The organism is Brevundimonas sp., assembly GCF_046299535.1.
Taxonomy (GTDB): domain Bacteria; phylum Pseudomonadota; class Alphaproteobacteria; order Caulobacterales; family Caulobacteraceae; genus Brevundimonas.
Window position 1 is genome coordinate 1 of the sequence record NZ_JBKBIB010000009.1, and the last position, 21,513, is coordinate 21,513.

The 21,513-nt window shown below is 67.7% G+C and carries 23 protein-coding genes; 12 read left to right on the forward strand and 11 right to left on the reverse strand.

Going from position 1 to position 21,513, the window contains the following annotated elements:
* Positions 1 to 1,161: Ppx/GppA phosphatase family protein (locus tag ACK4FB_RS08570; RefSeq protein ID WP_409750596.1), on the reverse strand; the 1,161-nt coding region annotated here is incomplete at its 3' end.
* A gap of 119 nt (positions 1,162 to 1,280) precedes the next feature.
* Between ACK4FB_RS08570 and hspQ the strand changes: the two genes are divergently transcribed.
* Complete coding sequence (hspQ, locus tag ACK4FB_RS08575; protein ID WP_409750599.1) at positions 1,281 to 1,586, forward strand: heat shock protein HspQ; 306 nt, start codon at positions 1,281 to 1,283, stop codon at positions 1,584 to 1,586.
* A gap of 162 nt (positions 1,587 to 1,748) precedes the next feature.
* Entirely contained in the window at positions 1,749 to 2,630 is an 882-nt protein-coding gene (phhA, locus tag ACK4FB_RS08580; RefSeq protein ID WP_409750602.1) for a phenylalanine 4-monooxygenase, read from the forward strand.
* 35 nt (positions 2,631 to 2,665) lie between these two features.
* Here the strand turns inward: phhA and ACK4FB_RS08585 are convergent, their stop codons facing one another.
* Entirely contained in the window at positions 2,666 to 3,961 is a 1,296-nt protein-coding gene (locus tag ACK4FB_RS08585) for a diguanylate cyclase domain-containing protein (RefSeq protein WP_409751105.1), read from the reverse strand.
* 312 nt (positions 3,962 to 4,273) lie between these two features.
* On the opposite strand from ACK4FB_RS08585, the gene ACK4FB_RS08590 reads away from it, so the two are divergent.
* A complete protein-coding gene (locus tag ACK4FB_RS08590) occupies positions 4,274 to 5,200 on the forward strand; it encodes a YihY/virulence factor BrkB family protein (RefSeq protein WP_409750605.1) in 927 nt (308 codons plus the stop codon).
* On the opposite strand, the gene ACK4FB_RS08595 is transcribed toward ACK4FB_RS08590, so the two are convergent.
* Positions 5,166 to 5,456 carry a sulfurtransferase TusA family protein gene (locus tag ACK4FB_RS08595; protein WP_409750608.1) on the reverse strand — a complete coding sequence of 97 codons (291 nt, stop codon included), beginning with the start codon at positions 5,454 to 5,456 and terminating at the stop codon, positions 5,166 to 5,168. The genes ACK4FB_RS08590 and ACK4FB_RS08595 overlap by 35 nt on opposite strands.
* Between ACK4FB_RS08595 and ACK4FB_RS08600 the strand changes: the two genes are divergently transcribed.
* Positions 5,455 to 6,090 carry a hypothetical protein gene (locus ACK4FB_RS08600; RefSeq protein ID WP_409750611.1) on the forward strand — a complete coding sequence of 212 codons (636 nt, stop codon included), beginning with the start codon at positions 5,455 to 5,457 and terminating at the stop codon, positions 6,088 to 6,090. The two genes, ACK4FB_RS08595 and ACK4FB_RS08600, sit on opposite strands and share 2 nt — an antisense overlap.
* On the opposite strand, the gene ACK4FB_RS08605 is transcribed toward ACK4FB_RS08600, so the two are convergent.
* Positions 6,062 to 6,553, reverse strand: coding sequence for a CinA family protein (locus ACK4FB_RS08605; protein ID WP_409750614.1), 492 nt, complete (start codon positions 6,551 to 6,553; stop codon positions 6,062 to 6,064). The genes ACK4FB_RS08600 and ACK4FB_RS08605 overlap by 29 nt on opposite strands.
* Positions 6,554 to 6,701: 148 nt before the next feature.
* Here ACK4FB_RS08605 and ACK4FB_RS08610 point away from each other — a divergent pair, with 148 nt between their 5' ends.
* Positions 6,702 to 8,999 carry a spermidine synthase gene (locus ACK4FB_RS08610; protein ID WP_409750617.1) on the forward strand — a complete coding sequence of 766 codons (2,298 nt, stop codon included), beginning with the start codon at positions 6,702 to 6,704 and terminating at the stop codon, positions 8,997 to 8,999.
* On the opposite strand, the gene ACK4FB_RS08615 is transcribed toward ACK4FB_RS08610, so the two are convergent.
* The gene (locus tag ACK4FB_RS08615) at positions 8,965 to 10,122 is read right to left on the reverse strand and encodes a bifunctional 2-C-methyl-D-erythritol 4-phosphate cytidylyltransferase/2-C-methyl-D-erythritol 2,4-cyclodiphosphate synthase (RefSeq protein WP_409750620.1); all 1,158 of its coding nucleotides are present in this window, start codon (positions 10,120 to 10,122) and stop codon (positions 8,965 to 8,967) included. The genes ACK4FB_RS08610 and ACK4FB_RS08615 overlap by 35 nt on opposite strands.
* A 78-nt stretch (positions 10,123 to 10,200) precedes the next feature.
* Between ACK4FB_RS08615 and ACK4FB_RS08620 the strand changes: the two genes are divergently transcribed.
* Positions 10,201 to 10,692 (forward strand): CC0125/CC1285 family lipoprotein, encoded by a 492-nt coding sequence (locus ACK4FB_RS08620; protein WP_409750623.1) that lies wholly within the window; start codon positions 10,201 to 10,203, stop codon positions 10,690 to 10,692.
* Here the strand turns inward: ACK4FB_RS08620 and ACK4FB_RS08625 are convergent.
* Positions 10,689 to 11,903 carry a hypothetical protein gene (locus ACK4FB_RS08625; RefSeq protein WP_409750626.1) on the reverse strand — a complete coding sequence of 405 codons (1,215 nt, stop codon included), beginning with the start codon at positions 11,901 to 11,903 and terminating at the stop codon, positions 10,689 to 10,691. The genes ACK4FB_RS08620 and ACK4FB_RS08625 overlap by 4 nt on opposite strands.
* Before the next feature lie 150 nt (positions 11,904 to 12,053).
* Entirely contained in the window at positions 12,054 to 14,099 is a 2,046-nt protein-coding gene (locus ACK4FB_RS08630; protein WP_409750629.1) for a transglycosylase SLT domain-containing protein, read from the reverse strand.
* A gap of 110 nt (positions 14,100 to 14,209) precedes the next feature.
* On the opposite strand from ACK4FB_RS08630, the gene dapA reads away from it, so the two are divergent.
* Both dapA and smpB read left to right on the forward strand, forming a co-directional pair.
* Entirely contained in the window at positions 14,210 to 15,097 is an 888-nt protein-coding gene (dapA, locus tag ACK4FB_RS08635; RefSeq protein ID WP_409750632.1) for a 4-hydroxy-tetrahydrodipicolinate synthase, read from the forward strand.
* A complete protein-coding gene (gene smpB, locus ACK4FB_RS08640; protein WP_409750635.1) occupies positions 15,097 to 15,561 on the forward strand; it encodes an SsrA-binding protein SmpB in 465 nt (154 codons plus the stop codon). The genes dapA and smpB overlap by 1 nt, the downstream gene beginning before the upstream one ends.
* 8 nt (positions 15,562 to 15,569) lie before the next feature.
* Here smpB and ACK4FB_RS08645 read toward each other — a convergent pair whose 3' ends face one another.
* The 3 genes from ACK4FB_RS08645 to ACK4FB_RS08655 form a co-directional block, all read right to left on the reverse strand.
* On the reverse strand, positions 15,570 to 15,761 hold the full coding sequence (locus tag ACK4FB_RS08645) for a hypothetical protein (protein WP_409750637.1): 192 nt from the start codon (positions 15,759 to 15,761) through the stop codon (positions 15,570 to 15,572).
* 63 nt (positions 15,762 to 15,824) lie between these two features.
* The gene (locus tag ACK4FB_RS08650) at positions 15,825 to 16,472 is read right to left on the reverse strand and encodes a uracil-DNA glycosylase (RefSeq protein WP_409750640.1); all 648 of its coding nucleotides are present in this window, start codon (positions 16,470 to 16,472) and stop codon (positions 15,825 to 15,827) included.
* Positions 16,469 to 17,008, reverse strand: a complete 540-nt coding sequence (locus ACK4FB_RS08655; RefSeq protein WP_409750643.1) for an NYN domain-containing protein — start codon at positions 17,006 to 17,008, stop codon at positions 16,469 to 16,471. The genes ACK4FB_RS08650 and ACK4FB_RS08655 overlap by 4 nt, the downstream gene beginning before the upstream one ends.
* Here ACK4FB_RS08655 and folK point away from each other — a divergent pair.
* From folK to ACK4FB_RS08670, 3 genes are all read left to right on the forward strand, one after another.
* Complete coding sequence (gene folK / locus ACK4FB_RS08660; RefSeq protein ID WP_409750646.1) at positions 17,007 to 17,561, forward strand: 2-amino-4-hydroxy-6-hydroxymethyldihydropteridine diphosphokinase; 555 nt, start codon at positions 17,007 to 17,009, stop codon at positions 17,559 to 17,561. The genes ACK4FB_RS08655 and folK overlap by 2 nt on opposite strands.
* Before the next feature lie 92 nt (positions 17,562 to 17,653).
* Positions 17,654 to 18,013 carry a DNA-directed RNA polymerase subunit omega gene (rpoZ, locus tag ACK4FB_RS08665; protein WP_021698448.1) on the forward strand — a complete coding sequence of 120 codons (360 nt, stop codon included), beginning with the start codon at positions 17,654 to 17,656 and terminating at the stop codon, positions 18,011 to 18,013.
* A gap of 122 nt (positions 18,014 to 18,135) precedes the next feature.
* Positions 18,136 to 20,292, forward strand: a complete 2,157-nt coding sequence (locus ACK4FB_RS08670) for a RelA/SpoT family protein (RefSeq protein ID WP_409751108.1) — start codon at positions 18,136 to 18,138, stop codon at positions 20,290 to 20,292.
* Between the two features lie 9 nt (positions 20,293 to 20,301).
* On the opposite strand, the gene ACK4FB_RS08675 is transcribed toward ACK4FB_RS08670, so the two are convergent.
* Positions 20,302 to 20,802 carry a hypothetical protein gene (locus ACK4FB_RS08675; RefSeq protein ID WP_409750648.1) on the reverse strand — a complete coding sequence of 167 codons (501 nt, stop codon included), beginning with the start codon at positions 20,800 to 20,802 and terminating at the stop codon, positions 20,302 to 20,304.
* A 117-nt stretch (positions 20,803 to 20,919) separates the two neighbouring features.
* Here ACK4FB_RS08675 and pyrE point away from each other — a divergent pair, with 117 nt between their 5' ends.
* Entirely contained in the window at positions 20,920 to 21,507 is a 588-nt protein-coding gene (gene pyrE, locus ACK4FB_RS08680; protein WP_409750650.1) for an orotate phosphoribosyltransferase, read from the forward strand.
* Positions 21,508 to 21,513: the final 6 nt, after the last annotated feature.

Below are 21,513 nucleotides of genomic sequence, written 5' to 3' on the forward strand. Positions count from 1 at the left end.
GACGTGCGCGCGGCGGCGGAGCTCGCGGCCCAGGCTCGCCCGCTCGCACAGTCGCGCGGCCTCCACAGCTTTCATCTGTTCGCGACCGCGATCGAGGCCGAAGCGCGCGCCGAGATCTCCGAGCACGCGCAGGCGTCCCTCCTCGCGCAGACCGCGATCGGCCACCCGGACCCGCTCACACGGCCAGGCGCGCTGGACAGCCTCGAGGATGGCGGCGCCCGCGAGGACCAGATCGGCCCGCTGCGCGCCAATGCAGGCTTCCGCGGCGCGGCCCTGGGGGCCGAGCGCCTTGAGCCGATCCGCCGCGCGGGTGCATTCCTCGCGGGTCATCCAAAGACCGTCGACGAGGCTGCGGTCATAGCGGGCCAGCCCCAGATGGACTCCAGCCAGGCTTGTGATGGCGCCCGAGGTGCCGATCAGATGCGCTTCGCCCGAGTCGAACAGGGCGCGCAGAGAAGATGCGCCCTCATGGGCAGCAAGGCGCGCGTGCATATCCTCGACCATGTCATCGTACCACCGGGCCGTGGGCGGGTCGGGCTCGGGATGCCGTTCGGCCAGGGTGACGACCCCCAGCGGCGCGGACATCCAGCTGACCGTCTCAAACCGGCCCTCGCCGTTCTCACCGACGCGTTGCAACCATGAGACCTCGGTGGATCCGCCCCCCACATCCACGACCACCACGGCTCTCGCCCGGGGATCAAACAGGTTCAGGCAGCCCTGCACCGACAGACGCGCCTCCTCCTCGGGGGGAATGATGCGCAGGTCCAGGCCTGTGCCGTCTCCGACGCGCCTGAGGAAGCTCGCGCCATTGTCGGCCGAGCGACAGGCCTGGGTGGCGACCGCCCGTACTCGCCGGGTGTCGACTCCGCGCCGGGTGATCCGCTCGGCGCAGACGGCAAGAGCCTCGTAGGCCCGGTCCATGGCGTCGGAAGCGAGGTTGCCGGTGCGCGAGAGCCCTTCGCCCAACCGGACAATGCGGGAAAAGGAATCCACCACACGGAAGCCGTCGCGCGACGGGCGCGCGATCAGCAGCCTGCAATTGTTGGTCCCCAGATCCAGCGCGGCGTACAGCGGCGCCTCGCGACCCGAAGGGGACCGGGCGCCGCGCTCAGCGCGCGCGCCATCCGCCTCTGGCATGGCCAACCTTTCATGGGCGCGCATGGGCGGCCCGTTCGCCGCAAGGTTAGGCGCATCCGGGCGGGCTCGCCAAGCGCTTCCTGTCACAAAGATGAACGAGGCGGCGGGCATCCCGCTCATTGGCCGCGGCGTACCCTGGGGGGATGATCATTCAGCGCACAGCCCGTTTCGGCCTCGGCCAGATCGTTCGTCACCGTGACCAGCCCCTGGAAGGCATGGTTGTGGACGTGGACGCCGTATGCGCCGTGTCCTTTGACGATCCACGAGCGGACCAGCCCTTCTATCAGGTGTTCGCCTATGGCGAGGAGGGCGGGTTCATCGCCTATGTGCCCGAAGACGCGCTGATGGCCGAGCGCGACGGAAAGCTGCCGAGCGCCGCCGAACAGGCCCAGTGGTTCACAACGGATCGCCAGGGCCGCTACGCGCCGCGTTCGCAACCGATCCACTGAGCCACGTATTCCTTCATGACCCGGGACGGACTAGATTCGTCCCGCTGAACCGGAATCCCCTTCCGGCGTCCGGTTCAGATTGATGCATGAGCCTGATGAACGGCGTCGGCGGGACCGCGAAGCGATCTGGCGCCAGCCGGTCAGGCTCCATGAGGAGGCTGCATGTCTGATTTCACGCACGTCCATGAAACCCCGCCCGAGGGCGCGGCCGAGGACTGGACCATTCCCCAGGCCTGGGAGGACTACACAGACGTCGAGCATCAGACCTGGGTGACGCTGTACGAGCGCCAGATGAAGATCCTGCCCGGGCGGGCGGCGGACGTTTTCCTGAAGGGGCTGGACGCTCTGGATCTTCACGGGTCGGGCATCCCCGACTTCCGCGAGATGAACGCCACTCTCGAAGGCCTGACCGGCTGGACCGTGGTGTGCGTGCCGGGGCTGGTGCCGGACGAGGTGTTCTTCGACCACCTGGCCAACCGCCGCTTTCCGTCCGGCCAGTTCATCCGCAAGCCCGACCAGCTGGACTACCTGCAGGAGCCGGACATCTTTCACGATGTATTCGGCCACGTGCCGATGCTGACGGACCCGACCTTCGCCGACTATATGGAAGCCTACGGCAAGGGCGGGCAGCGGGCGGCCAGGCTGGGGATGCTGCCCAATCTGGCGCGGCTGTACTGGTACACGGTGGAATTCGGCCTGATGGAGACACCGGAGGGCCTGCGCATCTACGGCGCCGGCATCGTGTCCTCGTCCACGGAGAGCCAGTTCAGCCTTGAGGACCCGTCGCCCAATCGACTGGGCTTCGATCTGGAGCGGGTGATGCGGACGCTGTACCGCATTGACGACTTCCAGCAGGTCTATTTCGTCATTCCATCCATTGAAGAGTTGCGCGGGGTCACCTTGCGCGATTTCGGCCCGGTCTATGATCGGCTGAAGGGCGCCCCGGACATCGCGATCGATGCTGTCCTGCCGACGGACAAGGTTCATACGCTGGGCACTCAGGCGTACGCGGCTTCGGGCGGCCGATTCGCCAGGGAGGGCTGAATGTCTCCCTCCCCGATCGGGGAGGGAGACTCGCCTTACGCTGCGCCCACGGCGGCCGAGGCGCGTTCCAGCAATGAGGCCGGGCTTTCGCCAGGCTCAAGTTCGGCCGAGCCGACCTCGAACTCCACCACGAAGGGCGGGCGTTCCGGTCCGGCGTCAAAGGCCGTGCAGCCGATGACCGCTGCGATGCGCTCGGCGGTGAGGCGGGCTGCGGCGCCGCGGGTGGCGGGCAGGGCCAGGGCGAAGACTTCGGGCGCGAGGCGCGCTGCGGTGTCCTCGGCGCGCACCAGACGCGAGACCATGGCGCCGATCTGGGGCATGGCGCGATCCAGCCAGCCGCCCTGGCGGGCCATGGCGACCTCGCGGCCATAGACCACCCGCAGAACGCAGACCGACAGGGGACGGCCGCGCTCCCGGGCCCCCTCGGCGACGCGCGCCAGGTGGGCGGCGAACAGGTCACGAGTGAACAGGCCGGTGTCGGCGTCCATCAGGCCGGAGCCGCGCGCGGCCTCCAGCGCCTTGCGGATGGATTTCTGGCGGCGGAAATCACGCGCCAGCGCAACGATCCGTGCGGCGGTTTCGTCTTCCGGGGTGTCGGGGGAGGCGACGTCCGCGAAGCCCCGGTTGTAGAGCTCCGACAGATTGAGGTCGGTGACATGGCGCAGATAAAGCACCAGCGGAATGTGGAACAGGCGTGTGTTGCGCTTCATGCCCGCGGCGATGGACAGGGCCGGGGCGTGGTCCTCGCCGCCCCACAGGACCGCCGCGTCGAAAGGGCTTTCATGCAGATAGTCGAAGGCCGTGTAGGGGGTGGGGGCCGCAACCGCTTCGGCGCCCCGGGCCGAAAGGGCGTTGGACAGGGCCAGAAAGCGGCGATCAGCCACTCCCGCCGCCAGCACACGCAGAGGCCTGGAAGACGGACCGGGCGTATCCAGGGTCACGCCCCGGGCCCTGAAGGTCGCCTGTCGCAAGGCGAACTCTTCCTCGGCCACCGCGCCACGAACCAGTTGTTCGAGCCGCAGAGCCAATTGGGCCGGGTGAGGCGGGCCTGTCATGACCAGATCGGCGCCGGGCGCATCACATCCCGGTTTCGACAGGGCCAGAACCGGCAGGATGCGGGGCAGGGCGCGGGCTTTCAGCAGGGCTGCGGCCTCCGCTCCCGCGTCGGCGATCAGCGCCGCCTCGAAAACCATGTCCTCCAGAGCCGCCGCGCCGCCGTCCAGGGTGCGGGCCGTGAGGGTGCGCCAGCCAAGGGCGTCCAGTCCGGCGCAGAGCGGCCCGGCCAGATCGTCGTCGGCCGCCACGACCAGTACGCGCGGATCGGGTCCCAAACTCAGAATCTCCGTCACGCGCACCGGATTCGGCCGCGTCCCCCTGACATTTGGCGGACCATAGCGAGCCGCTCCCGCCATGCAACGGGGGGGCGGGATTGGACATCGGGCCCCAAGACACTTATCCACCGCCGCGATCTGCGCGGAGCCTGATCGTTTCGGACGGAAGCGCGCAGCGGTTCCGACTGAAGCGTGACTCAGGCTCCCGCTCAATTCTGGGGCCTGAGTCACGGCATCGATGGAATCGCGAAGCGATTCCATCTCAACCGATCAGGTGCTAGACCCAGTTAACCGTGACGCGGGGGAGTACGCTTGAACCAATCGGTGGACTTCACCTCGCTGGCCTTCTGGGGGCGGCTGGCGGGCCGCGCCTTCAAGCGTAGCTGGGGACGGGACGTCATGCTCTATACGGGCGGCGTTTCGTTCTTCGCGCTACTGGCCGTGTTTCCGGCCATCGCCATCCTGATCGGCTTTTACAAGATCATCCTGTCCAGCGGACAGGCGACCGAACAGGCCGCAGCCCTGGCCGAAATGTTGCCCGCCGCAGCCAGGGGCATCTTCGTCAACGAGGTCGAACGCATGACGGGTCTGTCGGCCCGGTCCATCTCGACCCAGAGCGCCATCGCCCTGGTCATCGGCGCCTACGCGGCCCACCGGGGTTTCAAGGCCCTGCTGGCCGGGCTGAACCTGATCCATGACGAGCCGGATCCGCACGGTTTCTTCCGCTTCAATCTTCTGGCCCTGGTGGTGGCGATCCTGGCCTTCACCCTGTTCACCGTCGTCTCGGGGGCTGTGGTGACCTCTCGCATCCTGAGCCACGCCTCGGAGACGGGAAGCTCGCTGTGGCTGGACGGGGTGTGGTCCACGGCCGGCCTGTTCATCGGCCTGACCTGTCTTTACCGCTACGCCATGGTGCACTCGAGCCGGGTCGCTTGGCGCGCCGCCATAGCCGGCGGGGCGGTGGCCACCGCCCTGTCCGCAACCGTGTCGTGGCTTTGCGTGGTCTATGTGGAGCAGATCGTGGAGCTGGGCGCGACCTATGGCTCGGTCGGCGCTGTGGTGGTGTTGCTGATCTGGTTGTCGTGGAACGTGAACGCCATCTTCTACGGCGGGGGCTTCGTCACCGAGATGGAGATGGTCCTGCGCCGCAGGGACGAGCCGCCGACCGAAGACGCGCCCGAGGTGGACACGGACGCCCGCGTGGTCAGCCTTCAGAGTCGGCGCCGCGCTCAACCGTGATGGCGAGCCAGCCGGCCTCCTCGCGCACCTCGATCACCCGGCCGTCCAGCTCCTCCATCAGGTGCGGGACGTCGATGCGCGCCATGGGGTCGGTGGCCAGCAGGACCAGGCGCGCGCCCGGAGCCGCGATCTCCAGCGCCTTGCGCAGCCGCAGGCTGGGCACAGGACAGCGGTGGCCGCGCGCGTCGACGATGATGGGGACAGGACTGACCACGGGCTCTCCGCAAGGGACGAATCCGGGCAGGGTGTGACGCATGGTGCGTCTCTCGTCCAGTTTGCCGGCGATGCTGATCGCCCTGTTCGCCCTGGCCGCGCCCGGTCAGGCCCAGACGCCGCGCGTGACGCCGGACTATCATGCCCGGGTCTGGGTGGCCGGGTTCGCGACGCCGGTGGAGATCCGGCAGTCGGGCCTGCGTCGGCGCATTGAGGTGGCGCAAGGCGGCCTGGTCCAGGCCTATATCGCCGATCGGGTGCGGGGCTCCCTGACCGTCATGACCGCAGGCGGGCAGGGGCGGGTGGCCTTCGTCTTTCCCTTGCCGCGTGAGGAGCAGATGTCGCCCCTGCCGCTGGACCTGCTGGTGATCGAGCGCGGCGCGGCGCGGATGACCCGTGTCGGGGCGTCGAACATCGCCGGACGGCCCTGCCAGCGGTTCCGCTATTCCGGCTATATGGGGCGGGCGGGATCGGTGTGCGCGACTGCGGAGGGCGTCATCCTGGAACTCCATCCGGACGGGCGCCAGCGGCCGCTGTATCAGGTGCTGAGCCTCACGCCGGCGCGTCAGGCCGCCAGCTGGTTCGCGCCCACGCCGGACTATCAGCTGGCGGTGCTGCCTGGGGTCGGCGGCACGGTGGGGACGCCCGCTACGCCAGCATCTCCGCCATCATCCTGAGCGCGGTTCGGACGGATTCCAGTCGCACGCTGTCGCGGCCGATGTCGCCGAAGCGTTCCTCGCGGTGGATCAGCCGACCATCCTGACGGGCGACCGCGAAATGGACCAGTCCGACCGGCTTTTCCGCCGTGCCCCCCGTGGGGCCCGCGATGCCGGTGACCGAGGCGGCCAGTCCGGCGCCCGAAGCCTTCAACGCCCCTTTCGCCATGGCCTCGGCGACCGAACGGGACACCGCGCCGTGCAGGTCGATCAGCTTCATGTCCACGCCCAGCATCTGGTGCTTGGCGTCGTTGGAATAGGTGACGAAGCCCCGGTCCACCGCCTTGGCCGAGCCGGACACGGTGGTCAGGGCGGCCACCAGCAGGCCCGCGGTGCAGCTTTCGGCCGTGGCCAGCATGATCCCGGCGTCGGCGGCGCGGTCGGTGATGGTCTTGGCAAGAGGTTCGATGTCGGCGGGAAACATGGCGGTCTCGTCAGCTGTCGAGTCGTTGTAACGTGGGACAAGACGCCCCGTTTCCTGTTCAAGCGAAAGCCTTATTCACGGCAGCGGTTGAATCTCGATGCGATTCCGCCTCAACCGATCAGGCTCCAGGACGCCAGCAAGGGACGTCATGACTGACAACACGACCGAGGCCGAACCCATTCGCACGGGCCTGCGCCAGCTGAACGACCCGGTGATCCCGGTGTTGTTCGGCCTGACCGTCTTCATGAGCGCCGCTCTGGTGTTCGTGGTCCAGCCGATGGTCACCAAGTTGATCCTGCCGTCGCTGGGGGGATCGCCGGCGGTATGGAACACCTCGATGGTGTTCTTCCAGGGCGCGTTGCTGGCGGGCTACGCCTACGCCCACCTGCTGCAACGTATCCGGTCCCTGCAGGCGCAGGTGGTGGTGCATCTGGCGCTTCTGGCCATCGCGGCCCTGTTTCTGCCCCTGCAGGTGAGCGGACTGCTTGGCGAGCCGGACCCCGGCGCGCCCATCACCTGGTTGCTGCTGACGCTGGCCGTGTCCATCGGCGCGCCGTTCGCGGTGCTGTCAGCCACCGCGCCCCTGATGCAGGCGTGGTACGCGCGGGTCCGCGTCAACGAGCCGGACGGCAAGAATCCCTATGTGCTTTACGCCGCGAGCAATCTGGGCAGCTTCCTCGCCCTGTTGTCCTATCCGGTGTTGATCGAGCCGTTCCTGACGCTGTCGGGACAGCGGATCGGGTGGAGCCTGGGATACGGCCTGTTCGCCGCGCTCGTGGTGCTCCTGCTGTTCGCCGTGTGGAAACGGCGCGGGCAGGCGGGCGGGGCGGCGCCGCTGGCCGCCACCTCGCCGATCTCATGGCGCGCGCGAGGGTTGTGGGTGCTCCTGGCCGCGGCGCCGTCCAGCCTGATGCTGGGGGTGACCGCGCACCTGTCCACGGATGTGGCCTCGGCGCCGTTCCTGTGGGTCATCCCGCTGGCGCTGTATCTGCTGACCTTCGTCATCGCCTTCCAGGCGCGGCCGTGGATTCCCATGCCGGTGACCTTTCTGGTGCAGGCGGCCCTGGTCGCGGCGATGATCGGCATGATGCCGTTCCAGAGCGGCGAGTGGGCCTTCATGTTCCTGGTCCACATCGCGGCTTTCTTCTTCACCGCCCTGATGTGCCACCAGATTCTGGCGGCGCGGCGGCCGCCGCCGGACCGGCTGACCGAGTTCTATCTGCTGCTGTCGCTGGGCGGGGTGCTGGGCGGAATTTTCAGCGCCCTGATCGCGCCGGTGGTGTTCGACGTGGTGCGGGAGTATCCGCTGGTGCTGGTCCTGACGGCTCTGTTGCGCCCGTGGGGGCAGGGCCCGTTCGGCCGGTCGCAGTGGGCGCTTCTGCTCGCAATCGCGCCTCTGACAGCGGGTCCGCCCCTGTTGTACGCCGCGCTCAGGAACAATCCCGAATTGCTGGCCGTGGTGGGATGGGAGACGGCGCTGTCCAGCTCGCGGCTGGCGTTCCTCGCGGCCGGCATCTGCGCCTTCCTGATCCGTGATCGGGCTCTGCTGTTCACGGCTGCGTTGATCATGATCAGTCTGTCGGCCCACCATGTGGCCGAGCGGTATGACTTCCGCTACACCGAGCGCAGCTTTTTCGGGGTCATGCGGGTGGCGGAGTTCAATGACCCCGGCATGGGCGGTCCGGTGCACATGATGATGCATGGCACCACCCTGCACGGAGCCCAGGCGCGCGATCTGGTGGAGGCGTGCCAGCCGTCCCTGTACTACGCGCCCTCCACGCCCATCGGTCAGGTGGCCGACGCCGTCCAGCACGACCGCCCGGCGGCTTCCATCGGGGTGATCGGTCTGGGGGCGGGCGCCATGGCGGGCTATCGCCGCACCTCTGATGACATGACCTTCTTCGAGATCGATCCCATGGTGGATCGGGTCGCGCGCGATCCCCGGTGGTTCACCTATATCAGCGACTGCGCCCAGGGCCCGGTGACCACCGTTCTGGGCGATGCTCGCCTGACCCTGGCGCGCGAGCCGGACAACCGCTTTGACCTGCTGCTGGTGGACGCCTTCTCGTCCGACGCCATTCCGACGCACCTGCTGACCCGCGAGGCTATCGCCGAGTATCTTCGGGTGGTGAAGGACGACGGGGTGGTGGTCCTGCACCTGTCCAACCGCCATCTGGAACTGGCCATGCCCACGGTCAACGCTGCGCGGCAGCTGGGCGCCTTTGACCGGCATCAGATATTCATCGAGCGCGAAGGCCTGCCGGTCATGGCCGAGGCGTCCACCGAAGTCCTGATCCTGTCGCCCACAGAAGACGGCATGGCCCTGTTCGCCGACGACCCGCGCTGGCGGGTTATCGCGCCGAACGACGTAAGAGCGTGGACCGACGACTATGTGAACGTGGTCGGAGCCATCATGCGGGAGATGCGGTTCTCGCGGGGAGGGTGATCGAGACCACCGCTTGGGCGGCCAGGCCTTCCTGACGGCCGGTGAAGCCCAGACCCTCGCTGGTGGTGGCCTTGACGCTGACGGCGTCCAGCGGAACGTCCAGCAGGGCCGCCAGCCGTTCGCGCATGGCCAGGCGGTGCGGCTTGATCTTGGGCTGCTCGCAGATCAGCGTGACGTCCACATTCACCACCCGGCCGCCGCGCGCGCGCATGCGCTCCAGCGCGTGGATCAGGAACTGATCGGACGCCGCGCCCTTCCACCGGGGATCGCTGGGCGGGAAATGATCGCCGATGTCGCCGTCGCCCATGGCGCCGAGGATGGCGTCGGTCAGGGCGTGCAGCCCGGCGTCGGCGTCCGAATGGCCGACCAGGGCCTGATCATGGGGTATGGCCACGCCGCACAGCCAGGCCGTGTCGCCGGGTCCCCAGCGGTGCACGTCGTAGCCCTGTCCGATGCGGGTCTCGCGCGCGATCATCTGTTCAGCCAGGGCGAAATCCTCCGGATAGGTCAGCTTCATCAGGCGCGGATCGCCGGGGACCAGCCGCACGGTCCCGCCCGCGCGTTCCACCACAGCCGCGTCGTCGGTTGGGGTTTCATCGGTCGGCCAGACAGCCCACGCGTCCCTGAAGGTCTTCAGGCGCACGGCTTGCGGTGTCTGGGCCCGCCACAGGCCGTCGCGCGGTTCGGTCCCGGCGACGAGGCCGTCGACGCCTTGCCGCTTCAGGGTGTCGGGTACGGGCAGGGCCAGCAGGGCGGCGTCCGCATCCTTCAGCGCGTCGAGCAGGCGGATAATGTGTTCGCTCGTCAGGAAAGGCCGCGCCGCGTCGTGGATCAGCACCGGCGCATCGTCCGGCGCGGACAGGGCGGCCAGTCCGGCCTGGACCGACTCCGCCCGCGTGGCCCCGCCCGCCACGGTGCGCCAGCCGGACAGGCCGGTCAGGGCCTCGGCGGTCTGCTTTTCGCCGCCGGCAGGAGCCACCACCACCACCTCATCGGCGCCCGCGTCCACCAGCGCGCTCACCGACCAGGCCAGCAGGGACCGACCGCCGAGCGGGCGCCATTGCTTGGCCCCGCCTGCGCGCGAACCCGAACCCGCCGCCACCACGATTGCTGAAAAAGACATGGCGGTCTTCTAGAGCAAAAGCGGGTCGGAACAATCGATCACGTCGTTCGCTTTCTGCTCTGAAAGAGGGAGTCCGCCATGATCCGTCCGTTTGTCATCGTCGCGTCCGCCGCCGCCTTGCTGGTGGCCGCCTGTGCCAGCCTGTCGCCGTATGGGCCGCAGATGGGCGGCTCGGGCCAGGGCTATTCGGAGCAACGCATCGAAAGCGACCGCTGGCGGGTCACCTATCGCGGAGTCGGCGATCCCGGTCCGGTGGCGGACTACGCCCTGCTGCGCGCCGCCGAACTGACGATCCAGAACGGCGACGAGTGGTTTGAGGTGACCCAGCGCTGGATTGACGGACGGGCGGGCCAGGGCGGCGTCCGGCCCAACGTCTCCATCGGCGCCGGATCCGGCAGCTATGGCGGTTATCGCACGTCCGGCGTCGGCGTCGGCCTGGGTCTGAACATCTCGGGCGACCAGCCCACCTCGACGGTGCTGGAGATACGCACCGGCGACGGCCCGCGCCCGGATCGCCCCGAGGTCTATGACGCCCGAAGCGTGCGCGACAGTCTCGGCGCCCGGTTCTAGATTCGTCCGCGGGTGAGGTTGCGGTACTCCACCAGGCGTTCCTTGTCGCGTCGCACCTGATCGGCCACGGCGTTGTCCACGTCCAGCGAGGCGTACCGGACCCAGCCCTCGATCCCCAGCTTGTCCTGGATGGCACCCACCGGGGTTTGCCACAGGAAATAGGACATCCATGACACGCCGGCGCCCAGCACGACGGCCAGGACCTGCAGAACACGGAATTCCACCTCGTTGACGCCGAGTACGGCCTGCATCGCGAACAGCCAGAGCCACAGCAGGAACACCAGCGGCGTCATGAAACGGCTGAACCAGCGCATCCAGTAACGCTCGCGCCGCACCCGCCACAGCTCCATCTGGACGAACTTCTCCAGATACTCCATCCGCGCGCCCAGCCACATGGTCAGGCGGGTCAGGTACAGGGCGCGCTGGCCCCAGCCCTTGCCGTCGGTCTGGAACTGGGTCTCGGCCTGGTCGGCCACGGCCCGGGCGTTGGTGAACAGGTTCTGCAATTCCCGCGTGCGCTGGACGATCTCGCGCGACAGTTCGTAGGAGTCGTTCTCCAGCCGGAACCGGTACTGAGTGAACAGGATGTAGCTCACGCCCCAGTACAGGCCCACGGTCACGGCCATGGCGCCGCCGGCCATGATGACCCCGCCCATGACCGTGCCGGTCCAGTCCGCAAACCATGTCGGCCCCAGCGTGGCCAGCAGGGTGAAGGCGATCAGGGCGAGGGCCTGGTTCATCCGCTTGATGGCGACGTGGGTGCACAAACGCCTGAAGACCGAACGTCCGTAGCGGTGGATGCGGCCGCGCATGTCGGACTCCACCGGGAAACGTTCCTGAATCTGGCGATGAAACAGGACGTGGAAGCGGTCTGGCTTTCCCTCGCTCTCCCAGAAGGGAAAGATATCCAGGGGCTGGTTGAAATACTCGTCGATGTGATCCGAGATGTGCTGGATGGCGGCGGGATCGTTGGAGAAATACTCGCTTTCCTGGATCGGTCGGTCGATGCCGTCGCGCGAGCGGGTGCGCTGGGCGTTCGGATCACGCACGGGGGCAGGGGCCTCGCGGTCGGGTCGGTCCTCGGCTCCCGGCGGCGGGGGGGCTGTCGCGGCGCTCATCACCGGCGCCGCCTGCGACAGGGGATGCTCCACGGGCCCGGTCGCCGGTTCCGGCGGCGGCGCGGCGGGCGCGATCGGCTCCTGTTGCGACATGACTGAATCCCCCCAAACCCTGTTCGCTCACCGGGTTCTATGCTGAAACCGCCCGCGCGGCCACGGGGCTTCGCCTCAGGCGCGAACCCGCGTTAACCCTATCGCCCGGCGTGCGGCGGGCAAGTGAACTTTATGCAAGCCGCCGCGGGCCTACTGGCCCGGCTGATACGGCTGGGGGCCGGAGCGATAGCCGGTTCCGCGCGCCAGATCCTCGGACAGGCGCAGTTCAGCCGTGCCGCCGTTGAGGCGGGCGCGGTAGATCTGCACGTTCTCCATCACCCGCATCATGTAGTTGCGGGTTTCGGTGAAGGGGACGCACTCGATAAAATCCGGCGGGTGGGTCGCGCCGCCTCGGGGATCGCCGCAGCGGGCGGTCCATTGATCCGGGCGGGCGGGACCGGCGTTGTAGCCGACGGTGGACAACAGCCACGACCCGCCGAACCGGTCGGCCAGTTCCTGCAGGTGGTAGCTGCCCAGCTGCATGTTGTAGTCCGCCTCCCACAGGCGCTCGGGGCTGTAGGGCAGACCCATGCGGCGGGCCACGCCCGAGGCGGTGGCGGGCAGGAACTGCATCATGCCGCGTGCGTCGGCATGGGAGCGGGCGCGGGGATCGAAGCTGCTTTCCTGGCGGGTGATGGCCAGGGTGAACTCGATGGGGGCGGCGCCCGGCACGGCGGTGGGAATCTGGATCGGATACTGGCGCTCGGGCAGCAGGAAGCCGCGCTGGCTGGCGGCGCGGCCGATCATCATGGAGGTGAACCACTCGCCGTAGCCGCGCGACATGTCGATCAGCTGGGCCAGTTCCATGGGGCCATCGACGATGTCATCGGCCTGGTAGACGAAGGTGTTGAACAGGCCGCCTTCACCCGCCTCGGCCACGATGCGTGCGGCGCGCACCAGCTCCAGCGCTTCGAACCGCGCGCGGTCGGCGTCGGTGGGGTCGGGGTCGCCGGGCAGGGTGATGGTGGTCTGGCCCGCCTTTTCCGCAGCCAGCTGGCCGTAGAAGCTCTGAATGTGCTGCGCCCCCTGGGCGTACCAGTTTTGGGCGCCTGCCGTGTCGCCCGCCGCCTCGGCCGCCCGGCCGAGCCAGTACAAGGCGCGCCCCTGGGTGATCGGGGTGGACGACATCTGGCGCAGGGCCTCGAAGTGGCGCGCTGCGGTCGTCGGATCATTCAGGCGGGTCAGGGCGACCCAGCCGGCGAAGAACTCGGCGTCAACGGCGCGCTCGCCTCGCTGAAAACCATGGCCAGCCATAGAGTTGTAGGCGGCTTGCCAGTTGCGGACCTGAAGGGCGTCCAGGAAATAGTTGCGCCGCTCGGTCCACAGGGTGTTCTGGCCTGAGGTGTGGGTGGGGGCGGGCGGCAGGTACTGCAGCAGGGCGTAGGCCTCGGACTGTCGGCTCTGGGACCTCAGGAGGCGAACCCGCTCCAGCACAATGCCGGGGTCCTGGGCATGGCTCATGGGCAGGCCGGCGACGACCGTGTCCGGCGCATAGGCGCTGCGCAGAGTCATGTGGGCGTTGGCGATTGCGCGCCGCTCGGGCGAGGCCAGATTGACCATCTGGTTGGTGGCCGGGCCGTGCGGCCCCAGCAGCAGCATGGAGAGACGCGTGTCGTGGTCGTCCTGGGTCAGGTAGCGGCCGAAGCGGTCCAGCATGCGCTGCTGCTCCGGGGCCTCGAAGGACTGGTCGCGCCACCAGGTCCGGACCAGGGTGCGGGCTTCTTCGGCGCGCCCCGACTGTTCCAGGGCTCCGGCCAGCGCCAGGGCGCCCTGAACGGTGGCGGGCTGGCTCTGCCCAAAGAAAGACAGGACCCCCTCGGCGGGTATGCCCGCACGTTCCAGCGCCACTTCGCCGTGGGCGCGGCGGGTGTCGTAGCGGGGCCAGTCGGCCATGCCGGCGTTTGCGGCGGCGAGGGCGGCGTAACTGAGCTGGTCGCCCGCTGTGTCGATCAGGGCCCACTCCACCAGCTTGCGCGCCACCGGGTCGCCGATGCGCGCTGCAATGTCCTGGGTGCGGATCACGTCACGGGCCCGGGCGGCGGCCAGTCCCTCGCGGAACAGGGCCATGTCCGCCGCGCTGATGGAGGCGGCGCCCTGATAGGTCCGGGCGACCGCCGGCTGGCTCGCCACCTGCTCATAAGGCACGGGCTGCGCCATGCCGGAGGCGAGAATGGCTGCGATCAGCTGTACGAACATGATAAGTCCTGGTCCCATCATCAGTGTTGCGGCGGCCGCCGTGGCGACCTATTCCCGTTGTCCATCAAGGCGCTCGCCGCCTCATTTTCACGCCTGGACTGCTATCCGACATGACTGCTTCCCTGTTCAAGGGCGTCATCACCGCCCTGATCACACCTCTTCGTGACGGAAAGGTGGACGAGCCCGCCTTCACCGCCCTGGTGGAGCGTCAGATCGCCGCCGGCGTCCATGGGCTGGTTCCCATGGGGACAACGGGCGAGAGTGCGACTCTTCATGCCGAAGAACATCACAGGGTGGTTGAACTGTGCGTGAACGTGGCCGCCGGGCGGGTGCGCGTCATCGCCGGAGCGGGGGCCTCGGCTACCGACAAGGCCATCGATCTGGCCCGTCACGCCAAGGCGGTCGGCGCGGACGGCGCCCTGATCGTGACGCCCTATTACAACCGCCCCAGTCAGGAAGGGCTGTTCCGGCATTTCCACGCCGTGGCCGAGGCGGTGCAACTGCCGGCGCTGCTTTACAACGTGCCGGGCCGCACCGGCGTGGATCTGGCTAACGAAACCGTGGAGCGTCTGGCCAGCCATCCAAACATCGTCGGCATCAAGGACGCGACCGGCGACATGGGGCGGATCAGCCGCATGCGCGCGACCCCGTTCATGGATGGTTTCGCGCTGATTTCGGGAGATGATCCCAGCTGGCTCGGCTACATGGCCCATGGCGGTCACGGGGTGATCTCCGTGACGGCGAATGTGGCCCCCGAAGGCATGGTGGCCCTGTATGACGCCGTCATCAGCGGCGATCTGGAAAGTGCGCGCCTGTGGCAGGACCGCCTGATCGCCCTGCACCGCGCCCTGTTCCTGGACTCATCCCCGGCGCCGGCCAAATACGCCCTGGCGCGGCTGGGCCTTTGCGGCGAGGAACTGCGGCTGCCACTGGTTCCCTGCAATGATGCGGTCAAGCCGGCCATCGACGAGGCCATGCGCACTGCGGGGCTGATCTGATGGCGGAGAGCCCCACCAGGACCATCGCCGAGAACCGGCGCGCGCGCTTCGACTATTTCCTCGAGGACCACATGGAGGCGGGCATCGCCCTGCTGGGGACCGAGATCAAGGCGCTGCGCGACGGCCGCGCCAACATCGCGGAGTCCTATGCGGCGGTTGAGGGACGCGAGATCGTGCTGATCAACGCCGACATCCCGCCCTACAAGCAGGCCAACCGGTTCAACCACGAGCCGCGCCGTCACCGGAAGCTGCTGCTGCACAGGAAGCAGATCGACAAGCTGATCGGCGCGGTCCAGCGCGAGGGCCGGACCATCATTCCGGTGCGGCTGTACCTGAACGAAAAGGGCAAGGCCAAGCTGGAGATCGCCCTGGCCAAGGGCAAGAAGAACCACGACAAGCGCGAAGCGGTCGCCGAGCGCGACTGGCAGCGGGACAAGGCGCGCCTGCTGCGCGACAAGGGCTGACCGGGGAATCAGCCCGCGCCGATTGGGCGGGCGTCCATCACGCCGGACGGCGCGTCGAATCCAACAGTGCTCTCATACGCGCCCAGATACGGTCGCGGGTTCATCAGCGTGATCGCCGCGACGACCACGACGGCCACGGCAAGGGCGGTCAGGGCGACGCGCTTTTCCTTGCGGGTGAAAGTTCTTTGATTGCCGATCATATCCGTTGCTCCCTCAGCGGGACATCAACGGAGAACGCACGATTCGCGTTCCCGGCGTCACCTTCAGGTCGTGACGCCAAGCGCCTCCCGTGCCCTTTTGAACACATCCTCGAACATGGCCGGGGTCAGGCGTCCCGTGTTCGTGTTCAGGCGGGAGCAGTGATAGCTGTTGATCAGGCGGTAGGGACCCAGATCCGCCTCAACGCCGTGGCCGGCGGGCGCTGCGGATGCGGGCAGGCCCAGGGTCTTCAGGACATTGCGCCGTGAGACATCGCCCAGGGTCACGATGACCTTGAGGCGGGGCAGGGCGTTCAGCCGATCGATCAGAAACGGGCGGCAGGTCTTTTCCTCGATGGGCAGGGGCTTGTTGCCGGGGGGGGCGCAACGGACGGCGTTGGTGATCATGCAGTCCACCAGTTCCAGCCCGTCGTCGGGCCGGGCGTCATAGCGGCCGCGCGCAAAGCCGGTCTTCAGCAGGGTATCATACAACAGCCAGCCGGCGTGATCACCGGTGAAGGGACGACCCGTACGGTTGGCCCCTGTTCGCCCCGGGGCCAACCCGACCACCAGAAGGCGCGCCTCAGGGTCGCCGAAAGAGGGCGCCGCGCCATTGAACCAGTCGGGATGGGCCGCCTCGTTTTCGGCCCGGTACTCGACCAGGCGGGGACATAGCGGGCATTTGGCGGGCGGCTCCGGGATCAGAGCCTTCATGCCTCGCGGCTCGGGCGTCCGAAAACGTCCAGCAGGTCGTTCAGGTCCACGAACTGGTCGGCTGCGCGGCGCAGTTCGTCGGCAGCCTGGGGCGGCTGGCTCTTGAGGGTGGAGATGACGCTGACCCGTACGCCCTTGTCCTGCACCGCTTCCACCAGCCGACGAAAGTCGCCGTCGCCGGAGAACAGCACCGCATGATCGATGCTCGGCGCGAGGGTAAGCATGTCGACGGCGATCTCGACGTCCATGTTGCCCTTGGTGCGCGTGTGGCCGGCGGAGTCCGTATATCGCTTGACCGGTTTGGTCACCATGGTGAAGCCGTTATAGTCCAGCCAGTCCACCAGAGGCCGTATGGGCGAATATTCTTCGCCCTCCACAATGGCTGTGTAATAGTAGGCGCGAACCAGAACGCCCTTTGACCGGAAAAACTCGACCAGTTTCCGGAAGTCCAGATCCACGTTCAGCGATTTGGCTGCTGAATACAGGTTGGCGCCGTCGATAAATAGCGCGATGCGATCCGTCGGATAGAAATGCATGGCTGAGAATCCGGAAAATATGGGTCCTTCCACCGACCGTGAAGTGCGCGTCGGCGGCGAGGATGCAGTGGTGATCGCACTGGGCTCGAATGACAAGGGGGTCTGGCCATCGTGCGTGGATGTGCTGGAGGCTGCGGTCGCGCGTTTCCGGGCCGAGGGCATCGATGTTCTGGCCCTGTCGTCGTGGTGGCGCTCGGCTGCCTGGCCTGATCCCGCCGACCCGCCCTTCGTCAACGGGGTTGCCGTCGTCTCCACCGCCCGTGACCCTCACGCCCTGATGGCCACGCTGGGGCGGATCGAGGAGGCGTTCGGGCGAGAGCGGAACCGGCTCAACGCCCCGCGCACCCTGGACCTGGACCTGATCGCCTATGGCCGACTGTCCGGCGATCTGGACGGCCTGATCCTGCCCCACCCCCGGGCGGCCGAACGCCTGTTCGTGATGGGTCCGATGGCGGAGATCGCGCCAGATTGGGTGCATCCCACGGCGGCGAAGACGGCGAGGGCGCTGGCGAAAACCTGTACCGTGGGCGCCGACGCTCGGCGGATCGGCTGACGCTGCGGCATTCCGCTCGTCACGCGCCATTGATTTGCCATGCGGAACCCTCTATTTTCGCCTGTTCTCCCCAAGCCCCTCCGAGGATATTCATGGCCCGCGTCACCGTCGAAGACTGCATCGAGAAGGTTCCGAACCGCTTTGGCCTGGTCCTGCTGGCCGGTCACCGCGCGCGCGGCATCTCGAACGGCGCCGCCCTGACCATCGATCGTGACAACGACAAGAACCCGGTCGTGGCGTTGCGCGAGCTGGCCGACGACACCGTGGTGCCGGACGATCTGCAGGAAAACCTCATCACCACGCTGCAGCGCGTGGACGAGCGCACTGAAGCCGAGGATGAGGCCGAAACCGTCGCCCTGCTGGCCGAGCCCCAGCACATGAACATGGCCGAGCAGGAGCTGATCCGCGCCCTGCAAAGCGACCGCGACGGCGGCCAGGAGGATCGCTACTGACACCCGCGCCAGCCGACGGAGTGATCATTTCCCCGGCGCGGTCCCAGGCGTCCACGCCGGGGCCGGATACTGCAAGCTCTGAACGGGCCGGGGCGCAAACCGCCCCGGCCCGTTCGCGCGTCATGCGCCAGCTGGAGCTGGTGGATGCGGTCAAAGCCTATGACCCCACCGCCGACGAGGGTCTGCTGAACCGGGCCTATGTCTATGCGATGAAGATGCACGGCTCGCAGATGCGGGCCTCGGGCGATCCCTATTTCGCTCACCCCATCCAGGTGGCCGGCATCCTGACCGACTTCCGTCTGGACACCGCCACCATCGTCACCGCCCTGCTGCACGACGTGGTGGAGGACACCTCCGCCACCCGCGACGACATCGCCGCCATGTTCGGCGAGGAGGTGGCCGGCCTGGTGGAAGGCGTCACCAAGCTGTCGCGGCTGGAACTGCAAGCCGAGCACACGCGTCAGGCCGAGAACCTGCGCAAATTCATCCTCGCCATTTCCAAGGACGTGCGGGTGTTGCTGGTGAAGCTGGCTGACCGGCTGCACAACATGCGCACGCTGGAGTTCGTGAAGCCGGAGAAGCGCGAACGGATCAGTCGCGAGACGCTGGAAGTCTACGCCCCGCTGGGCCGGTCCATCGGCATCCACCGCATCGCCTCGGAACTGGAGGAACTGGCGTTCGAGCATCTGAACCCGACGGCCCGCACCGCCATCGAGCGGCGGCTGGAAGCGCTTCGCCTCGAGCACGGCAAGGCGGTTCAGGGTGTGGCGCGGGAAGTGCAGACCGTACTGGAGGAGGCGGGCATCAAGGCCCGGGTTTTCGGTCGCGAAAAGACGCCCTATTCCATCTGGCGCAAGCTGCAGCGCAAGGCGCTGGGTTTTTCAGCCCTGTCCGACATCTATGGCTTTCGCGTGCTGGTGGAGAGTGAGGACGACTGCTACCGCGCGCTGGGGGTGGTTCACCGGGCCTGGCCCATGGTGCCGGAGCGGTTCAAGGACCTGATCTCCACGCCCAAATCCAACAACTACCGCAGCCTGCACACCACGGTGGTCGGGCCGTCGGGCCTGCGTATCGAGATGCAGATCCGCACCGAGGCCATGGACCGCGTGGCCGAGGAGGGCGTGGCCGCCCACTGGCGCTACAAGAACAAGTCCTATGGTTTCGACCGCGAGGCCATGGAGGAGGGCGGGGGGCGGGATCCCCTGCTGACCCTGCGCCATCTGGTGCAGGTCATCGAGCACGGCGAGGGCGGCGAGGACTGGGTCGAGCACGCCAAGCTGGAGATGTACCTGGATCAGGTCTTCGTCTTCACGCCTAAGGGCTCGCTGATCACCCTGCCGCGCGGGGCCATGGCGCTGGACTTCGCCTACGCCGTCCACACCGAGGTGGGCGACAGCGCCGTGGGGGTGAAGATCAACGGCGAGTTGAAACCCATGCGCACGCCCCTCCAGAACGGCGACGTGGTGGAGATCATCCGCGGGGCCAAGCCCGACATTCCTTCCGACTGGCGCTCGCTGACCGTGACCGGCCGCGCCCGCTCGGCGATCCGCCGCCACATCCGCCTGTCCGAGCGGGAGGAATTCCAGAAGCTGGGCCGCGCTGCGCTGGATCAGGCGCTGGGTCGCATGGACAAGGCGCTGAAGGACGTCTCGCTGAAACCGGCGCTGGAGACGCTCGCCACGGAGCATGACGAGGATCTGTTCGAACAGATCGGGCGCGGCCAGGTCCAGGCCGGCAAGGTTGCGGGCATCCTGTTTCCCAAGCTCAAGGCCTCCGGCCCCGAGCCGGTCGAAAAGAAGCGCATCGAAAGCGGTTCGGATGCACGCCTGTATGTGCGCGGGGGCGGTCTGCGCCCCGGGGTCAGCATCCATTTCGGCGCCTGCTGCTCGCCGGTGCCGGGCGACCGCATCGTCGGGATCATCGAGCCGGACAAGGGCCTGACCGTCCATACCATCGACTGCAACACCCTGGCGGATTTCGCCGACGACGACACAGTCTGGACCGACCTGCAGTGGACGCCCCAGGCGGAGCAGGACGCCGTGGCCTCCACCCGTCTGGTGGCCACCATGCGCAACGCGCCCGGTGTTCTTGGTCAGGTGGCCACCGTCATCGGCGAGGCGGGCGGCAACATCCTGAACCTCAACATGACCCACCGTCAGCAGGACTTCTTCGACATGGAGATCGACGTGGAAGTGGCCGACGCCCGTCACGCCACCCAGATCATCGCCGCCCTGCGCGCCAACCCCAGCGTCGACACGGTGGAACGGGCGCGGGGCTGAGTGCGGCGTCTACTCTGGCCGGCGCATCATGTGGATCGCATGCCGGCGAAAGTTGATGCAACTGCCGGCAAGGGCGTCGGTCAGCACGAAGACCACCGGCATGCCGGGCTCCACGTTCGCAACCACGTCCGCCGTGAAGCCGCGCTCACGCAGAAACCCGGCGGCTTCATCCGCCGCGGCGGCGGGATCGTCGGCCACCAGGCCGATGCAGGCGGGCGCTGATCCCACCTGCTCCATTACCGAGGGCGGTGAATGGTTGATGATGGTGCCGTCCATCATGATCGTGCGGCTTACCCCGCCGGAATCCGCCTGAAGCCTTTGAGCCACGCCGTGTTGCGAGAGCAGGTCGACGACGGCGTCCTTGCCGCTGATGGACGAGGCGACGAAAATACGTGAACCCGGATCGGGGAAGGGCAGGGGGTTCCGACCCGAGACCACCATCACGGACCAGCCCGTCAGAGCAAGGACAACCACCAGCAAGATGGCGAGCATCCATTTGGGAATGAACATACAGTCCTCCTGAGACGCTCTGGCCGCTCAGCTTTGTATAGCGACGTTCTCCAAGTCAAGCGCCTTTGACCGATGTCAGCGTTGCGTCCCGCCGGGGCAGTCGTTAAGCGCAAGGCCATGACCTCCGACGACGTCCTTGAAGAATTCCGAGCCGCCGGCGCCCTGCGTGAGGGCCATTTCGTGCTGTCCTCGGGGCTGCACAGTCCGGTGTTCCTGCAGAAGAACCTGGTGTTCATGAACGCCGACCGCTGCGCGCGCCTGTGCAAGGCGCTGGCCGAGAAGGTGACGGCCGCCGTGGGGCCGGTGGATGTGGCCATATCCCCCGCCGTTGGCGGCATCATCCCCGGTTACGAAACTGCGCGGCATCTGGGCGTGCCGTCTATGTATGTGGAGCGCGAGGGCGGCGAATTCCGCCTGCGCCGGGGCTTCTCGGTGGAGCCGGGCGAAAAGGTCGTGATGGTGGAGGACATCGTCACCACCGGCCTGTCGTCACGCGAATGTATCGCCGCCATCCAGAAGGCGGGGGGCGAGGTGGTCGCCGCCGCCTGCATCGTGGACAGGTCGGGCGGCCGCGCCGATGTGGGCGTGCCGTTGATCGCCCTGGCCACCCTCGACGTCCCCGCATACCCCGCCGACGCCCTGCCGCCCGAACTGGCCGCCGTGCCGGTGGAGGATCCGGGCAGCCGTCGTCTCGCGAAAGCTTGAAAGAGT

Bases quoted from the DNA above. Each gene is read 5' to 3' on its own strand.
- hspQ (WP_409750599.1), top strand. From the start codon at position 1,281: ATGATCATTCAGCGCACAGCCCGTTTCGGCCTCGGCCAGATCGTTCGT.
- phhA (WP_409750602.1), top strand. From the start codon at position 1,749: ATGTCTGATTTCACGCACGTCCATGAAACCCCGCCCGAGGGCGCGGCC.
- ACK4FB_RS08600 (WP_409750611.1), top strand. From the start codon at position 5,455: ATGGTGCGTCTCTCGTCCAGTTTGCCGGCGATGCTGATCGCCCTGTTC.
- ACK4FB_RS08595 (WP_409750608.1), bottom strand. From the start codon at position 5,456: ATGCGTCACACCCTGCCCGGATTCGTCCCTTGCGGAGAGCCCGTGGTC.
- ACK4FB_RS08605 (WP_409750614.1), bottom strand. From the start codon at position 6,553: ATGTTTCCCGCCGACATCGAACCTCTTGCCAAGACCATCACCGACCGC.
- ACK4FB_RS08610 (WP_409750617.1), top strand. From the start codon at position 6,702: ATGACTGACAACACGACCGAGGCCGAACCCATTCGCACGGGCCTGCGC.
- ACK4FB_RS08615 (WP_409750620.1), bottom strand. From the start codon at position 10,122: ATGTCTTTTTCAGCAATCGTGGTGGCGGCGGGTTCGGGTTCGCGCGCA.
- ACK4FB_RS08620 (WP_409750623.1), top strand. From the start codon at position 10,201: ATGATCCGTCCGTTTGTCATCGTCGCGTCCGCCGCCGCCTTGCTGGTG.
- ACK4FB_RS08625 (WP_409750626.1), bottom strand. From the start codon at position 11,903: ATGTCGCAACAGGAGCCGATCGCGCCCGCCGCGCCGCCGCCGGAACCG.
- ACK4FB_RS08630 (WP_409750629.1), bottom strand. From the start codon at position 14,099: ATGTTCGTACAGCTGATCGCAGCCATTCTCGCCTCCGGCATGGCGCAG.
- dapA (WP_409750632.1), top strand. From the start codon at position 14,210: ATGACTGCTTCCCTGTTCAAGGGCGTCATCACCGCCCTGATCACACCT.
- smpB (WP_409750635.1), top strand. From the start codon at position 15,097: ATGGCGGAGAGCCCCACCAGGACCATCGCCGAGAACCGGCGCGCGCGC.
- ACK4FB_RS08645 (WP_409750637.1), bottom strand. From the start codon at position 15,761: ATGATCGGCAATCAAAGAACTTTCACCCGCAAGGAAAAGCGCGTCGCC.
- ACK4FB_RS08650 (WP_409750640.1), bottom strand. From the start codon at position 16,472: ATGAAGGCTCTGATCCCGGAGCCGCCCGCCAAATGCCCGCTATGTCCC.
- folK (WP_409750646.1), top strand. From the start codon at position 17,007: ATGGCTGAGAATCCGGAAAATATGGGTCCTTCCACCGACCGTGAAGTG.
- ACK4FB_RS08655 (WP_409750643.1), bottom strand. From the start codon at position 17,008: ATGCATTTCTATCCGACGGATCGCATCGCGCTATTTATCGACGGCGCC.
- rpoZ (WP_021698448.1), top strand. From the start codon at position 17,654: ATGGCCCGCGTCACCGTCGAAGACTGCATCGAGAAGGTTCCGAACCGC.
- ACK4FB_RS08670 (WP_409751108.1), top strand. From the start codon at position 18,136: ATGCGCCAGCTGGAGCTGGTGGATGCGGTCAAAGCCTATGACCCCACC.
- ACK4FB_RS08675 (WP_409750648.1), bottom strand. From the start codon at position 20,802: ATGTTCATTCCCAAATGGATGCTCGCCATCTTGCTGGTGGTTGTCCTT.
- pyrE (WP_409750650.1), top strand. From the start codon at position 20,920: ATGACCTCCGACGACGTCCTTGAAGAATTCCGAGCCGCCGGCGCCCTG.